Source organism: Vibrio sp. B172a, assembly GCF_030248355.1.
Lineage (GTDB): Bacteria > Pseudomonadota > Gammaproteobacteria > Enterobacterales > Vibrionaceae > Vibrio > Vibrio owensii.
In genome coordinates this window covers 174165-190360 of record NZ_JAHGAC010000002.1, presented here as the reverse complement: position 1 = coordinate 190360, position 16196 = coordinate 174165, and the positions used below count along the sequence as shown (strand labels likewise).

At 48.2% G+C, this 16196-nt stretch carries 17 protein-coding genes; 10 read left to right on the top strand and 7 right to left on the bottom strand.

All coding sequences use genetic code 11. The annotated features are described in order from the left end of the window. Nucleotides 1-11: 11 nt before the first annotated feature. The 7 genes from fliI to KIT90_RS03175 are packed head-to-tail and all read right to left on the bottom strand — an operon-like array spanning nt 12 to nt 7476. Nucleotides 12-1361 (bottom strand): flagellar protein export ATPase FliI, encoded by a 1350-nt coding sequence (fliI, locus tag KIT90_RS03205; protein WP_285375203.1) that lies wholly within the window; start codon nt 1359-1361, stop codon nt 12-14. Then, entirely contained in the window at nt 1354-2109 is a 756-nt protein-coding gene (gene fliH, locus KIT90_RS03200) for a flagellar assembly protein FliH (protein ID WP_039987483.1), read from the bottom strand. Before fliH ends, fliI begins: the two co-directional genes overlap by 8 nt. 4 nt (nt 2110-2113) lie before the next feature. After that, the gene (locus KIT90_RS03195; protein WP_009704996.1) at nt 2114-3133 is read right to left on the bottom strand and encodes a flagellar motor switch protein FliG; all 1020 of its coding nucleotides are present in this window, start codon (nt 3131-3133) and stop codon (nt 2114-2116) included. Continuing rightward, the gene (gene fliF, locus KIT90_RS03190; protein WP_199454000.1) at nt 3096-4847 is read right to left on the bottom strand and encodes a flagellar basal-body MS-ring/collar protein FliF; all 1752 of its coding nucleotides are present in this window, start codon (nt 4845-4847) and stop codon (nt 3096-3098) included. Before fliF ends, KIT90_RS03195 begins: the two co-directional genes overlap by 38 nt. Before the next feature lie 3 nt (nt 4848-4850). Next, on the bottom strand, nt 4851-5207 hold the full coding sequence (fliE, locus tag KIT90_RS03185) for a flagellar hook-basal body complex protein FliE (RefSeq protein ID WP_005435984.1): 357 nt from the start codon (nt 5205-5207) through the stop codon (nt 4851-4853). Nucleotides 5208-5221: 14 nt separating this feature from the next. Then, entirely contained in the window at nt 5222-6553 is a 1332-nt protein-coding gene (locus KIT90_RS03180) for a sigma-54 dependent transcriptional regulator (RefSeq protein WP_009704998.1), read from the bottom strand. After that, nucleotides 6553-7476, bottom strand: coding sequence for an OmpA family protein (locus KIT90_RS03175; RefSeq protein WP_285375338.1), 924 nt, complete (start codon nt 7474-7476; stop codon nt 6553-6555). Before KIT90_RS03175 ends, KIT90_RS03180 begins: the two co-directional genes overlap by 1 nt. On the opposite strand from KIT90_RS03175, the gene KIT90_RS27880 reads away from it, so the two are divergent. The 10 genes from KIT90_RS27880 (at nt 7412) to lafA (ending at nt 16131) form a co-directional block, all read left to right on the top strand. Then, nucleotides 7412-7567: a hypothetical protein gene (locus KIT90_RS27880; RefSeq protein WP_285375346.1), complete on the top strand. Its 156-nt coding sequence runs from the start codon at nt 7412-7414 to the stop codon at nt 7565-7567. The genes KIT90_RS03175 and KIT90_RS27880 overlap by 65 nt on opposite strands. Before the next feature lie 410 nt (nt 7568-7977). Next, a complete protein-coding gene (locus tag KIT90_RS03165; protein WP_009705000.1) occupies nt 7978-8796 on the top strand; it encodes a FliM/FliN family flagellar motor switch protein in 819 nt (272 codons plus the stop codon). Then, the gene (fliN, locus tag KIT90_RS03160) at nt 8793-9161 is read left to right on the top strand and encodes a flagellar motor switch protein FliN (protein ID WP_005435977.1); all 369 of its coding nucleotides are present in this window, start codon (nt 8793-8795) and stop codon (nt 9159-9161) included. Before KIT90_RS03165 ends, fliN begins: the two co-directional genes overlap by 4 nt. Before the next feature lie 18 nt (nt 9162-9179). Continuing rightward, on the top strand, nt 9180-9947 hold the full coding sequence (gene fliP / locus KIT90_RS03155; protein ID WP_032802164.1) for a flagellar type III secretion system pore protein FliP: 768 nt from the start codon (nt 9180-9182) through the stop codon (nt 9945-9947). A gap of 12 nt (nt 9948-9959) precedes the next feature. Continuing rightward, nucleotides 9960-10229 (top strand): flagellar biosynthesis protein FliQ, encoded by a 270-nt coding sequence (gene fliQ / locus KIT90_RS03150; RefSeq protein WP_005375036.1) that lies wholly within the window; start codon nt 9960-9962, stop codon nt 10227-10229. Next, the gene (fliR, locus tag KIT90_RS03145; RefSeq protein WP_005435968.1) at nt 10229-11005 is read left to right on the top strand and encodes a flagellar biosynthetic protein FliR; all 777 of its coding nucleotides are present in this window, start codon (nt 10229-10231) and stop codon (nt 11003-11005) included. Before fliQ ends, fliR begins: the two co-directional genes overlap by 1 nt. Then, nucleotides 11002-12129: a flagellar biosynthesis protein FlhB gene (flhB, locus tag KIT90_RS03140; RefSeq protein ID WP_005435967.1), complete on the top strand. Its 1128-nt coding sequence runs from the start codon at nt 11002-11004 to the stop codon at nt 12127-12129. Before fliR ends, flhB begins: the two co-directional genes overlap by 4 nt. A 31-nt stretch (nt 12130-12160) precedes the next feature. Further along, nucleotides 12161-14251, top strand: coding sequence for a flagellar biosynthesis protein FlhA (gene flhA, locus KIT90_RS03135; RefSeq protein WP_041054026.1), 2091 nt, complete (start codon nt 12161-12163; stop codon nt 14249-14251). Continuing rightward, nucleotides 14244-15041: an EAL domain-containing protein gene (locus KIT90_RS03130; RefSeq protein WP_285375185.1), complete on the top strand. Its 798-nt coding sequence runs from the start codon at nt 14244-14246 to the stop codon at nt 15039-15041. Before flhA ends, KIT90_RS03130 begins: the two co-directional genes overlap by 8 nt. 226 nt (nt 15042-15267) lie before the next feature. Continuing rightward, nucleotides 15268-16131, top strand: coding sequence for a lateral flagellin LafA (gene lafA / locus KIT90_RS03125; protein ID WP_054824261.1), 864 nt, complete (start codon nt 15268-15270; stop codon nt 16129-16131). Nucleotides 16132-16196: the final 65 nt, after the last annotated feature.

Below are 16196 nucleotides of genomic sequence, written 5' to 3'. Positions count from 1 at the left end.
TCAAGCAGCGATTACTGCTCGCTTTGAAACATCTGCGCTAACGCCGTCAAACTGGTTGGATAGTCTACCGCTTCATTGGCTGACTGTTGTAAATAAGCACGTAAATGCGGATACATAGAAACCGACTGATCCAGTTCAGGATCTTGCCCTGGTTGGTAACCACCAAGAGGCAATAACTCTTTCACTTGCAGATAGTTGGAATAAAGCTGACGGAAGTTATTCGCAATCGTACTGTGCGCTTCATGGGTACAAGCGTTCATACAACGACTGATGGAGGCGTTGATATCAATCGCTGGATAATGGCCTTGCTCAGCCAGTTGACGAGACAACACCACGTGTCCATCTAGAATTGCACGCGCCGAATCCACCACTGGATCTTGTTGATCATCCCCCTCGGCGAGAACGGTATAGATCGCAGTTAAACTGCCGTGGGGGTTTTCGCTGTTACCTGCTCGCTCAAGAAGCTGAGGTAATACGCTGAATACCGAAGGCGGATAACCACGTGATGCAGGTGGTTCACCTAAGGAAAGGGCAATTTCACGTTGTGCCATGGCGTAACGCGTCAATGAGTCCATCAGCAGTAAGACGTCTTTACCTTGGTCGCGAAAATACTCCGCCACACGGTGACAAAGTAGTGTCGCACGCAGTCGCATGAGCGGAGATTCGTCGGCTGGCGCAGCAACAATAATGGCTTTCTTACGCGCCTCTGGAGTGAGGTTTCGCTCAACAAACTCACGAACCTCTCGACCACGTTCGCCAATCAAGCCCACCACAATCACATCGGCCTCGGTGTTCTGAGTGATCATACCCATTAGGACACTTTTACCGACGCCACTACCGGCCATTAAGCCGATGCGTTGTCCCTTGCCCACGGTGAGCAAACCATTGATCGCGCGGACGCCAACGTCTAAAGGCGTATCAACAGGACGACGCTTAAGTGGGTTGATCGGTTTAGGTTCAAGTGAAACACGATCTCCCCCCTTAAGCGGCGTACCGTCATCAAAAGGTTCGCCAAGCCCATTCACTACACGCCCTAGCCATTGTGAACTGAGTTGAACCGTACTGTCGCCATCAAGGGGAATCACCTTGGCGCCAGCGAACAAGCCACCTAAGCGACGAATTGGCATTAAGTAGGCCACAGTATGATCAAAGCCAACCACTTGTGCCTCGATCATGTCGCCTTCTGCCGTTTCCACTAAGCAACGCTGTTCAAGTTTGAATCGGCACCCGACGGCTTGCAGCATTAAGCCGTTCACTTTAATCAAACGTCCCGTCACTCGCGCAACAGGAATCGAATCGAGCGACGCCAACGCATCACTCAATCTCTCGTTTAGCAGTTCATGGCTCAATGTATTACTCATGCTCAGTCTCTACTTGTGGCATCGAGACTTCATCGAGCAAATGCTGTTTTACGTTATCCATGCAGGCTTGCAGGCGTGAATCGCAGCTTGCGTCTGCTTCTGCGTCTTCTGTCACAAGTTGGCACCCACCGACCGGTAGCTCCGCATTTGCCACTAACTTCCAAGCCGTTGGTAGGTCAGCATTGATTTGTGTAATGCGCTCCAAATCCTGAGGATTAAGATGAACGATCACGCTCTCCGCTTTACCCGGCATGGCTGACAAGGTTTCATCAACAAGAGCCAGAATCTGTTGCGGCATCAAGGTAAGCTCCGCGCGAATTACTTGCTGCGCCACCTTCTGCACCAGCTCACAAATCATATGACGCTGCTGCTGCTCTTTGTCATTTTGCCAACGAGATAAGGCTTGAAACAGCTCATTGACGGGCTTCGCCGCTTCAACAAAACTTTGCTTACCAGATTGCTCACCAGAGATGAATCCCTTCTGGAAGCCTTCTTTCTGCCCTTCAAGCAATCCTTGTTGTTTTCCTTGGTCGAGCCCCTGACGTAACCCTTCATCATGGCCTTGCTGCAAACCTTGTTGGAAGCCTGCTTCAAGCTGCTGTTGGATATCCGCTTGGGTATCTTGCCAACCTTGGTTGTCTAGCGCGAAATCATCTTCAATATTCACTGGCTGGGCTAGCGGTGGAAAACGATGTAAACGGTAGCCACTCGGTGGCAAGCGCATGGTGTTGGTTGCTCTTTCTGCCATTGCCTTACTCCACCGTCTGCTCTTCATAAAGCAGCAATTGGATTTCGCCCGCTTCATCAAGCTCACGAACCAGCTGCATAATATCTTGGCGAGCGCGCTGTACTCGGCTCAATACCACAGCACCGCGCAGCTCCATATCGTCTTCCAATGCTTTCGCCATGCGTTGTGGCATTGAACGTTTGATAGTTTGCTGCAAGGTAATCTCGGAGCCTTTTAATGCCACCGCCCACAATTCCAACGGGATTTGCTGAACAAGCGCATCCATGGTTTCTTCGCGCTGACGGCCAAGCACCATAAAGTCGAACATATTCTCTTCGATTTCGTTGACCACGTTTTCGTCGTGCAACTTGAGCATTTCCATCAAGGATGCGCGATCACCTTCGAATCGGTTAATGATGTCTGCAGCTTGCTTCACACCCGAGAGCGGTGTGCTTTGACTTGCAGACACTTTCTCGATGCAGCGCTCCACCAGTTCATGCAGATCGTTCGCCACTTGATGGTCGATATCTTGCAATTGAGCGATGCGGAACAAGATTTCATCGTGGTAATCCTGAGGTAGATGCTTTAAGACCGCCGAAGAGCTGTCTGCTGGCAAATAGGCCAAGAAAATAGCTTGCATCTGAGGGTGTTCATTGACAATAAAGCGCGCCAACGTTTCTGCTTCTACCCATTGTAAACGCTGCATGTTGTTGCGAATTTCATCGCCATACAGATTGTTGAGTAAGCCTTTCGCTAGGTCATTCCCCAAGGCTTTGCGAAGTGTATTCGATAAGTACTCTTTTGACGCACCACGAATACCGCTGTGTTCACGAAAATCTTCGAAGAAATGTTGAATCACACCTCGTGCAGAATCACTCTTAATGCCATTCAACTTCGCCATTGCACGTGTGACACGTTGGGTTTCATCTCGGCTGAAGTGCTGCAACACTTTGGCTGCCGCATCTTCACCCATGCCCAACAGCACAAGTGCGGTTTGTTCTACATAACTAAGCGTCTGCTTTGACGTCGACTGCGCTGTGTTCATTGATGTTTACCCATTGTTTCAGAATTTCGGCTACACGCTCTGGCTCTTCGTTAGCAATAAGCTGTAGGTGTTTCAATTGAATCTCGAGTGGAGAGCCTGCTGGCGGCAGCATGTCGCTGTTTACATCCAAGCCAGACGACACGGCAATGCCTTTCTCCGACAGTTTGCGGTTAAGCACTTCTTCTCGCTCACGCTCTTCACGTGTCTGAAGGTTGTCGTATTCCGGCTCCACTTGTGGCTCAGCAAATTCAAGCTCTGGTGCTGGTTTGTCCGCCCCCGTTAAGTGCATGATCAAAGGACGAAGTACGAAGAAGATCATCGCTAAGCCCAGCATGCCGCCAATTACGTAGCGCAGTGGCTGCTGTACCGTCGGATCTTGCCACCAAGGCAGTGCTGGCGGCGCATCAATCTCAATCGGAGTGAAGTTAAAGCTCATCAAACTTAGGCTGTCACCACGAGTATTTGAGATACCCACTGCGTCCATGATCATGGTTGAGATCTGAGTTTTGTCCGCTTCACTCCAAGCAACGCCGTCTGGTGCCGCTTGCGAGTTAAGCAATACAGAAACGCTCAACTTTTCGATTTGGCCTTGCTGGTACTGAGTACGACGCACGCTACTTCCAACCGCATACTGACGGTTGATTTCTGAACGGGCATTGGTGTTCTGGCTATCGTTGGTTGGGGTTTCACCGGTTACTGGCGGTTGGTTGCTCAGCGAGCCAGGAATACCTAGTGCAATTTGATCAACGGAATTGTTTTGAATCGTGTGCTCGTTACGAACCACTGGCGCGTTATCAAGGATCTCTTGGGTTTCCTCGACTTGGCTAAAGTTCATGTCCGCCGCAACTTGTACGCGGAAGTTACTTGGCCCCACGATTGGCGTTAGCATGTCCGCCGCACGTTGGATAATCTGCTTCTCAACACTCTTTTGGTATTCAAGGTACTTCGCGTTGACTTTACCGGCCTCGGCAGAGGCGACGTCGGCACTCAGTAGTCGGCCGTATTGGTCAATCACTGAAACAAATTCAGGCTTCATTGCCGTGACACTGCCAACCACTAAATTGATGATCGCTTCCACCTGTTCTGGCTTAAGATCTTCACCCGGCTTGAGTTCTAACATAACAGAAGCCGAAGGGTTTTCCGTGTTTTGGCGCACGAACAAGGTTTGACGAGGAATCGCTAAGTGCACACGCGCGTTGGCTACCGCATTCAGCGACATGATAGTACGCACTAACTCACCTTCTAAACCATGGCGGTAACGCGCCGTTTCCATAAACTGACTCGTACCCAGTGAGCTGTCTTCTTTCAATGAATCCAGACCGGTTGGCAGTTTGGCTTTGACACCTTTCGACGCAAGCAACATACGGATACGGGCGACTTCACCTTCTGGAACCAATACTTGGCCATTTTGCTCTTGCATGCGGTAGCTGATGCCTTCAGTTTCTAATACCGACACAATTTCGCCGATATCAAAACGCTCTTGCTGACTATAAAGCGGGCGGAAACTTTGCGAAGAACTCCAAAGCGCTACCACGATGATAGCCGCAACAATGGCCGCTAAAACCGCAGACAGCACCAAGTTACGTTGGCTGCTTGACCACAGTTGCTTGAGTTTATTGGTTACGTCATCCATCCCACGGTTTGAGGACAGAGTCTGAGCGGAGCCGGCATGCATTGCAGAATTTCCGGCCACTTGAGTGGATAGTTCTGACATGGGTTACACCGGCATCTTCATGATATCTTCAAAGGACATGACCACTTTGTTGCGCACTTGCATCAAAGCATTGAATGAAAGGCTCGCCTTTTGACTGGCGACCATCGCACCGACCAGATCGTCACTCGCGCCGGTTTCAACTGCGGTCATTTTTTGGCTTGCTACCGATTGATGTTGATTGACCGTGTCGAGCACATTAGTCATCGCTTGTGAGAAAGAAATCGGTGCATTCAAAGTCTGTTGATCTAACGGGTTTGCACTCACAACAAATTCAGGTGGCTGAGCTTGCGTTCGCATCGCCTCCATTTTAGACAGCATTAACTGCTCTGCTGAGACTGCATTAGTTGGTTGACTTGCCATCTACTTTTCTCCTTTTAGGCAGCCGAGCCAAGCGCCGACTGTAAATCAATACCGTGTTCGCGCATTGCTGCAAGCTTGTAACGTAACGCTCGAGTAGACACACCCAAAGCGTTGGCGGTTTTGGTTCGGTTTCCACCAAACTGACGTAATTTATCTAGGATGAATTGGAACTCGGCTTGCTTCTTCGCTTCGACATGACCAAAGCTTGAAACGGGCTCAGCGGAAGGCACTGGCGTCAGCAATTCAATCGGCAGCATTAGATCATGAGCCGTGATGTAATCCCCATGGCGCATGACAAGTGCTCGTTGAATGACGTTTTCGAGTTCGCGAATATTGCCCGGCCAGTGGTACTGGCTTAGCGCCGCAATGGCATCTTGGGACAGATGACAACGGCTGCTATCTTGGTATTTTTCAATAAAGAATTGGCTGATAGGTAAGATGTCTTCTTTGCGCTCACGCAATGGCGGCCAATGCAATGGCAGCACATCTAGGCGGTAGTAAAGATCTTCACGGAACGTGCCTTTTTGCACTTCTTCACGCAAGTCCTTGTTGGTCGCGGCGATCACTCGGATATCCAACTGAATCGCTTTGTGGCTGCCAACACGTTCTACTTCGCGCTCTTGAAGTACACGTAACAATTTTGCTTGAACCGCTGGTGACATTTCACCAATTTCATCGAGCAGAATCGTGCCACCATTAGCCTCTTCAAACTTACCACTTTGCGAATTGGTAGCTCCGGTAAATGCCCCTTTCACGTGACCAAACAACACCGCCTCCAGCATTGATTCTGGAATAGCGGCACAGTTCACGGCAACAAACGGGCCATCATCACGAGGCGATTGTTCATGAACGTAACGCGCCAGCACTTCCTTACCCGTGCCAGATTCACCAGTAATAAGCACGCTAGCATTAGTACACGCTGCGCGATGCGCGAGTTGAAGTACTTGTTTACTGCGCCATGATTCGGCAACGATGTTTGCCAGTGGTTTGCCCAACGCTTCTACACGCTTGAGCAAGTTCAGCAATTGGTTTGTTTCAAATGGGCGAAGCAAGTAATCCGTCGCACCCGACTTCATCGTCTCCGCCGCCAAAATGCCCTGCTCTTGGTCAACAATCGCAATCACCACGCCAGCATTGCGCTGCTTTTGATGACAAGCGACAAACTCACGCACACACATGTCTGGTAAGTTTGAGCTGACCAACGTAATGCAAGCTCGCTCTTCCAATAGCGCACTGCGACCAGTGCGGCTGTGTCTTGCGGAATAACCAGCATTCCCAAGTACATCAAGCACTGGTTGAGCAAGGTGTTCATTTGGCTCAACCAACAAAATATCCGTTTTCGTCATCATTGAACCTTTACCTTCTCTTGTTGGGTTTGTTGTTTTGCTTCTGCGTTGTTGGTAGCAACGTTGATTTTGGCAACCACACGCTCGTTGTCTCGAACAAGGCGCAACGTCACACGACGGTTTTTAGCTTGTCCCGCTTGCGTGTTATTGCTTGCTATTGGGTATCGCGAGCCATGAGCACGAACTTCAATCAATGAACGGTCAACACCTTGTTGAACCAGAGCTTCTGCAACTTGTTCAGCTCGCTGGCGAGATACGGTTAAGTTCACCAATTGAGAGCCAACATTGTCGGTATGACCATCAACCAGAATTTTGGTGACGCGGTCATCCACAGAAATGTAGCTGTATAACGCTGCGATAGTGCTTTGCTGGCTGCGACTCAATGTTTTTTGGCCAAACTGGAATGGCAAGTTCACATCACGAGCTTGGGAGTACGACAACTTCGGCAACTGCGCTCGACATTGATTGAATGATGCCAACACATTTTGAATTTGAATGGTTGGTAAGGTGACACCACTGATGGCGGAATCATTCTTTCCGCTTAGTGACAGCGTAACCCAACTTCCGGAAGTAATGGCTTTAAGTAGAGACTCCGTCCCATGCGTGAAAGCAAACTGATTCGTTGCTGTTGTTAATGCAAGAGAAGCCTCTTCTTTCCTTAAAAGCTCTTTTTCCCAAGGAGCGCTCTCACTAAACAATAAAACGTTATTCCATTTATTGTTGTTATTGTGAACGTCAGCAATAAATGTAACTTGGTTATTTGGTTCCGCTAGGAAATAAAACTTCCCCTGCGGAATATTTGAATGCATTAAGTTGCACTCAAATTTATTTCCTTTATATAGCCAAGTAGAAAGGTCCATGGGTATGGTGATTTTTTCACCTGCCAATGCAAAATTAGGTGAAGTTAAACCAGCTAATAGGATTACTTTAGAAAATATTATCAAACCTCTTCTTCGCAGGTATTTATCACACAACCCTGACATTGAAGGTTTAATTAAATATGCCATTGGATGAAAAAATTTGGCATAGGTAATCATATTAATTCCCTATTCTGAAATATTAAAAGTGGTCATTAATCGTTCATACAGCTTAGAGAAGCATTCGTCAAAAGACTTTTTTAGACCAACAAAACAATGAGTTACAAAGCTCAAATTGAAAAAGATGCCGTTTTCCCTATCAGCATAAACTGACCGAATTAACAACAACTTAGCTAATAATTGTTATAATTTTTTATTAACTCTTTTATAAGTCAAAACTAACTCTTTTTAATTTTTATTAAAAGTACCTATGGTTAGCTTCAAATCAACATGTGAACTAAAGTCACAATCTTTAAAGTTGAAACTAAAGGATCATAAAAAAGTCTGTGTAGACTGTCCGCAATTAAGTTAAAACAGTTTCGTTTGTTAACGCACGGTAAAATATAAATGGAAAGCAGAGTTAACGAGCCTATTTCCGACATCAAATTGCTTGATGTAGAGTTGCTAGGCAAACCTATTCATATCATTCGTGAAAAGCTCGAAAGTTTGATTTCAGAATCTTGTTCAAGCCTAACCAATGAATTACAAAATTGGCTCAGCACCAACAAAATCGAAGCGAATTTAGTTGCAGTAGAGCTACACAGATTCTCACCAACGTTATTGGATAAAGACCAAACCTCCACTTATCAGCATCAAGATGGTGGCATGGCGTATATCCACGGAGACGCACAAGCATTAATCAAACTGGCTGACCGTTTTTACGGTGCGGCAACAGAGCGTACTTCGACTAGCTTGACCGCGAGTGACCTGCGCCTTCAAGAGCGTATCAGTCGAATCATCATCAACTGGCTAGCGCCGCAAGAAATGTGGCAACCCTGCGAATACGAAACGCCACGAGGCATCGGTCTGCATGCTGAGCTTTCAATCGCGTTTGAAGATTTCCAAGGTGCCATTCATCTCAAGCTTGATAGCACCATGATTCAAACCTTGATTGAGCAGCTAGCCCTTCATAACGATGCCGATTTGTATCAACCGTTTTGTCGCTCGTTAGAGTCAACCCCTGTACGTCTTAACGTCGTTTTGAGCAAGAAAACCATGGCACTGAGTGATGTGGTTGGATTGCAGCCAGACGATATTTTGCCAATCGAACTTCTCAATACCGTGCCAGTGAGCATTGGTAACCAAACTCTTTTCTCTGGTCGTGTTGCAGAACAAGACGGTCAGCTTGTATTGATCTTTAACCCAGATAAGGAATCGCAGCGATGAGCGAAGCGCAAGAGAACCAAGCATTCGACGCCGATGAATTAAACTTTGACGATTTTCAATTAGAAGATTTCGAAACCGAACAAGCTTTCGCTCCTGAGCCCGTTGCTGAGCGCGATTTGAGTTTCTTCAAAAGCATCCCGGTTACCGTGACACTTGAGGTGGCGAGCAAAGAAATTCCTTTGGGTGACTTGATGAAAGCCGGTGAAGGGACCGTGATTGAACTGGACAAGCTCAATGGCGAACCGCTTGATGTAAAAGTAAATGGTTCCCTAATGGGGCAAGCGGAAGTCGTGGTCATTAACGACAAATATGGCCTGCGCCTGATCAACGTTCATGATTCTGCGCTTAACAGCGTAGGTCGATAGTTTCAGGTGGGTTGTGCGATGAATGTTCTGGGTGCCAGTCAGCGTCGATTGCCTTTGCTGGTGATTGCATTGCTTGGTTTGCTATTGTTTACGCTTCCAACCATGGCTGCTGACAACGGTTTAACCATCTTATCCGTTTCCGACGGGGACACGCAGCAAGAGTACAGCGTTAAGCTGCAGATTTTGTTGTTGATGACGGCGCTCAGCTTCTTGCCAGCGTTCATCCTCATGGCCACCAGCTTCACGCGCATTATCGTGGTTTTGGCGATTCTGCGTCAGGCATTAGGTCTCCAACAAAGTCCGCCAAACCGTGTTTTGGTCGGCATTGCACTGGCATTGACGTTACTGATCATGCGCCCTGTTTGGACCGATATTCACGACAATGCTTTTAAGCCTTATGACAATGGCGAGATCACCTTGATGCAGGCGTTTTCGGTGGCCGAAAAGCCAGTGCGAAACTTTATGTTGGCACAAACCCACCAAAGCTCGCTGGAGCAAATGTTACGCATTGCCAACGAGCCTATCGACCAAAATGTGGAAGACATTTCGTTTGCGGTCGTGTTGCCGGCTTTTGTCATCAGTGAGCTGAAAACCGCGTTTCAAATCGGCTTCATGCTGTTTATCCCGTTCCTGATCATCGACCTTGTCGTCGCCAGCGTATTGATGGCAATGGGTATGATGATGCTGTCACCCCTGATCATTTCTCTGCCGTTCAAATTGGTGGTTTTTGTTCTGGTCGACGGTTGGGCAATGACGGTCGGCACACTATCCGCCAGCTTTGGGTAGTGGGAGCGCATCATGACACCGGAACTCACCGTTACCCTATTTTCTGATGCCGTTTGGCTGATCATCTTGATGGTGGCCGTTTTGGTCGTACCGGGTTTGATTGTCGGCCTGTGTATTGCTGTATTCCAGGCTGCTACGCAAATTAACGAGCAAACGCTAAGCTTCCTACCACGTTTGTTGGTCACGCTGCTAATGGTGATTTTTGCAGGTCACTGGATGCTGCGAAAAATCATGGAGCTGTTTGACTTCTTGTTCCACAACATTCCGGGGATGATCGGCTAATGGCGATCACGTTTGCGGAACTGTCCGTGATTCTAGGTCAGCTTTGGTGGCCATTTTTTCGCGTCGGAGCCGTGTTCATTTCCATGCCATTTTTTGGTGACGCGTTGATTCCAGTCTGGGTTCGTAGCTTACTTGCCCTCTCGATTGTGGTGATCACCGCACCGCTAATGCCACCGATGCCAGAAGTCGAACTGTTCTCAATGACCTCGCTTTTCTTAGCGTTCGAGCAAGCGATCTGGGGTCTGATGTTCGGCTTAATCCTGCACATGTTATTCAACGTTTTCACCATGCTCGGCCAGACGATTTCATTACAAATGGGCTTGGGTATGGCCGTGATGAACGATCCGGTTAACGGCTTGTCCGTGGCAATTCTCGGTCGCATGTTCCTTATCTTTTCTACTCTGCTGTTTCTTGCGCTTGAAGGGCATTTACTGGTTATCGACATCGTCATTCAAAGCTTTGTCGTTTGGCCGGTGGGCTCGGGTATCACCGCCCTGTCTTTGCAAGGCGTCGTGAATATCTTTGGGTGGATGTTTGCTTCTGCGTTGGCTCTCGCATTGCCAGCTATCGTTTCCATGTTGCTCGCCAACATCAGCTTTGGTGTAATGAACCGAGCCGCGCCCTCTCTAAACGTTTATGCACTGGGCTTCCCGATGACCATGCTGTTAGGTTTGTTCAGCGTGTTGATCTCTGTTTCTGGCGTGCCTAGTCGCTATACCGCGTTAGTTCACGACACCATTCGTTTCTTAAATAACTTTATGTTGGGGGGCGCATGAGCGAACAGTCGTCTCAAGACAAAACCGAGAAAGCCTCCCCCCAGAAGGTGAAAAAAGCCCGCCAAGAAGGGCAAATCCCTCGTGCAAAAGAATTCACTACCGCGGTTATCTTCTTAGCCGTTGCGATGTTTTTCTATTCCCAGCTCAATAGCATTTGGGAGAGCATGTCGGGCGTATTCCGTTACAACATGACCCTGACCAAAGCAGATTTAGAAAACCCAAAACAATTGGTGGAGCATCTTGGTCAGAGCTTGGCGGTGATCATTGAGATGCTCTTGCCTCTCTTCACGGTCATCATCATTGTCACCTTTGGCAGCAGCATGGTGTTAGGCGGCTGGATGTTCCGTCCAGCGAACGTGCTACCGAAACTGAGTAAGCTCAATCCTATCTCAGGCATTAAACGTATTTTCTCCACTCGCTCAGTGGTGGAGTTGGTTAAATCCACCGTCAAAGTATTAGTCATCTTCGGCATTCTTTATGGCTACCTAGACAACCATCTTCAGCCACTGCTTGGCATGCAAAACTTACCACTCAGCCAAGGCTTCTCACTGATCATGTCGATTCTGTTTGAAGGTCTGCTGTTGATGGGCTTTGCCCTGTTGTTGTTCGGGGTGATTGATATTCCTTATCAACGTTGGGAGCACCTTAAAGAGCTGCGAATGACCAAACAAGAGTTGAAAGAAGAATTTAAGAACAACGAAGGTCGACCTGAAGTTAAGCAGCGTATTCGCCAAATTCAGCAGCAGTTCGCACGACGTAAAATCGACAAGATGGTGCCCACCGCAGACGTGGTGATCACCAACCCGACCCACTACGCCGTTGCATTGAAATACGAGCCATCGCTATCTGATGCACCATTTGTCGTGGCAAAAGGCGTCGATGAAACCGCCATGCACATTCAACGCATCGCACGCGAGAACAAAGTCGAGATCATCAACTCGCCGCCGCTGACTCGTTCGATTTATCACACCACGGCGATTGAGCAAGCCATACCAAGCCAGCTCTACATCGCCGTGGCACACATTCTGACTTACGTTTTGCAATTGAAAGCCTTCCGTAAAGGGGATGGAAAAGAGCCAACGCCTTTGCCTCATTTTTCAATTCCAAAGCATTTGCAACACTGATTAACCCGCGTTTACCCAAGGACACCAGAGTATGTTTAACCGGTTAAAACAACTTCAAACTTCCACCAAAGGCTACATTGGCATTCCAATCGTCTTGTTGATGGTACTGGCGATGGTCATCTTGCCTTTGCCACCCTTGCTATTGGATGCGCTGTTCACCTTCAATATCGTATTAGCGATCTTGGTATTGTTGGTCAGCACCACAGCAAAGCGACCACTCGACTTTTCGATTTTCCCAACCATTCTGTTGGTCGCGACCTTGCTGCGTCTTACTCTGAACGTAGCTTCAACGCGTATCGTATTGCTTGAAGGCCACAACGGCGGCGATGCGGCTGGTAAGGTGATTCAAGCCTTCGGTGAAGTGGTGATCGGCGGAAACTACGTGGTCGGTATGGTGGTGTTCATCATCTTGATGATCATTAACTTTGTCGTGATCACCAAAGGTGGCGAACGTATTTCTGAAGTATCAGCACGCTTTACTCTGGATGCGCTACCGGGCAAACAAATGGCCATCGATGCCGACTTAAACGCAGGCTTGATTGACCAAGAAACTGCCCGTCAACGCCGCAAAGAAGTGGCGAACGAAGCGGACTTCCACGGTTCAATGGATGGTGCGTCCAAGTTTGTGCGCGGTGATGCGGTTGCCGGCTTGCTGATTCTTTTCATCAACATCATTGGTGGTATCAGCATTGGTGTATTCGAGCACGGATTGCCTGCATCAGAAGCCTTCAAGACTTATGCCCTACTGACTATCGGTGACGGCTTAGTTGCTCAAATTCCATCACTGTTGCTTGCTACCGCTGCCGCGATTATCGTGACACGTATTAACGACAGCGATAACGGCATGTCGGAAACCATGCACAAGCAGCTGCTTGCAACACCAGCTACCTTGTTTACCGTGGCGGCTATCATGGCTGTTATTGGTATGGTTCCGGGAATGCCTCATCTCGCATTCTTCACCTTTGCAGCAGTATTGGCATTTGCAGGTTGGCGACAGAGCAAAAAGCCGGTGCAAGATACGCAAATCGACCAAGTAGAAGCACTCTCTCATGCGATGCAGGAAGAAGAAACCGCACTTACTTGGGACGATATTCCTCATGTCCATACCCTGTCTCTGGCGTTGGGTTACCGCTTAGTTCACTTGGTTAACAAAGAGCAAGGCGCACCTTTGGCGCAGCGTATTCGCGGTGTTCGTCGTAATCTCTCCGAACAAGTGGGCTTTCTACTGCCGGAAGTGCGTATCCGCGACAACCTAAGTTTAAAGCCGAACCAATACACCATTGCTCTGAACGGCGAAGTGATTGAGCAAGGCTTTATCGAGCCAGAACGTTTGATGGCGATAGCTGTGGGTGAAACCTATGGCGAAGTGGATGGCATTCTAGGCAGTGACCCAGCCTACCAATTGCCTGCAGTTTGGATTGAGCATCAAGATAAAGCGAAAGCGCTGAACATGGGCTACCAAGTGGTTGATGATGGCACGGTTATCGCCACACACATCAGCAAAATCATGAAAACCAATTTGGCTGAATTGTTTACTCATGACGATGTTGAAGCCATGACTCAACGTCTCACAGCACAAGCGCCAAAATTGGCCGAAGCCCTAGCCGCGGCACTGACCCCAGCACAGCAACTTAAGGTTTACCGTCAGCTTCTGCTCGACCAAGTGCCACTGAAAGACATCCGCACCATCGCTAACACCATGCTGGAATCTTCGGAAAACACCAAAGATCCGATTTTGCTCGCGGCAGATGTACGCTGCGCACTTAAGCGAACCTTGGTTAACTTAGTTGCTGGGCAGAAAAACGAACTGAACGTCTACGCCTTGTCTGATGAACTTGAACAGATGCTAATGACGTCGTTACAACAAGCACAAGCCGCAGGCGCCGTCATGCTCGATAGCTTCCCAATTGAGCCAAACATTCTTAGCCAGTTCCAACAGAACTTGCCTTTGATTCGTCAGCAATTGAAGCAACAAGGGCTGCCGCCAATCTTATTGGTCATGCCTCAGCTGCGCCCATTGCTGGCACGATATGCGCGTACCTTTACCCAAGGATTGGCGGTACTGTCTTACAATGAAATTCCAGAAAACAAACAGATCAACGTGGTAGGAAACCTTGGTTAATCTCATCTCAACGAAAGCGATGTACGACTATTTGTGCGATCTCGCACTGCAACACATTGTCACGGACGACGACCAACTGGTGTTTGATGCACTTAAACACAATGACATTCAACACGCCTGTCAGGCCATCCGTGAAACTAAAACTGGCGAGGTGGAATACCAACACCTCACTCTACGCTTTGGCCTACGTGGGGAGCAGAGTGTCTATCAGTTTGAATTGTCAGAGCAAATGCAATATTGCTTAGACTTATACAGCTTGTATTTAGCGCTGCGCCAAACACAGTTCCAACTTGAGACCTTTCATCCCAACCTTATCAGCAATGTCGTCGTGCCCATTCGTGTTGACGCTTTGTTGTGGCAGGCAGGCGGCTATTTTTTGAATCAAATGATTCAGTTCCACAAGGCGGCATTTCAGCATGTGGTGCCCTCGTTGCAGGCCGATGAAACCCTGTGCCTGCACGAACGAGTCACCACTTTGGTTGAACAACTGAAAGACAACGCGTATGCCTTATGGTTTGAAATCGCGACCAGCCAAGCACACTTCGAGCGCATCGCTGAGTTTGAACCCGACATGATCAAGCTGTCCGTCACCATGGAAAACAAACAAGATCAACACGCGTTCCTACCTATAGCTCGCTTCCTGCGTCGTAACCAATTTCCTTGGGTAGCCGGAAGAGTCGCAAGCCAAAATGAACTCAACCGCTACCGCTTACTTGGTGCGAGTTATTACTTTGGCTATTTCAGTGATATTCCCACTTCATTGTCGTTTAAATCGTTCGACGATGAATAAACAAGGGTGACGATAAAGGGCGAGTTCAGCAATAAGAACTCGCCCTTTTTTATGTTTGAACAGCCTTAAAATGCGGATTTTCTGGAATAGATGTCACCAAAAATCATCAAATTAGGCGATTTCGAAAAAATTTTTAAATTTCCAATTAATCATTAAAACCAACCGACCGCCTCTAGTTAGTGAGCGGGGCGATAGTCCCACATTGAACAATCAAGGAGAACAGATTATGGCTCTATCAATGCACACTAACTACGCTTCGCTGGTTACTCAAAACACGCTAAGCAATACAAACAACATGCTTAACACTGCGATGGAGCGTCTAAGCACGGGTTACCGCATCAACTCAGCAGCTGATGACGCTGCAGGTCTACAAATCGCGAACCGTCTAGAAACTCAATCACGTGGTATGAACGTTGCAATGCGTAACGCACAAGACGGTATGTCTATGCTGCAAACAGCGGAAGGTGCTTTCGATGAAGCAACTAACATTCTTTACCGCATGAACGACCTAGCAACACAAGCAGCGAACGGTACTAACTCTCAAGCAGACCAAACTGCACTTGATAAAGAGTTTGCAGAGCTTGAAACAGAGCTAAACAGCATCATGACTAACACTAAATTTGCTGGCGACGCTTTGTTTGCGACTGGTGGTGTTAAAGGCGGCGGTCTTACTCTTCAAATCGGAGCTTCAGGTGCAGAGACACTAAGCCTAGCAACAACAGTTGACGGTGCAGTTGGTACAGCGTTTGACACTCTTACTACTGGTTTCACTAACTTCAGCGGCGGCGCAGACGTTGCAGCAGACCAAGCAAACGCAAAAACGGCTATGGGTGAAATCCAAACAGCAATCGACGAAGTGGGCGCAGCTCGTGCAGGTATGGGTGCAACAATCAACCGCCTAGACCACACAGTAGTGAACCTAAGCAACATGGTTGAGAACACATCTGCAGCGAAAGGCCGCATCACTGACGCAGACTTTGCAGTTGAATCTTCAAACATGACTAAGAACCAAATGCTAATGCAAGCAGGGACAACGGTTCTTTCTCAAACTAACCAGCTGCCAGGCATGGCAATGTCGCTACTGCGTTAATAGAACCTTTCTATTCGCTAACAACGCGCAAAATTTAGTTCGTCCGAAAGCTCAAAGCCTCCCCT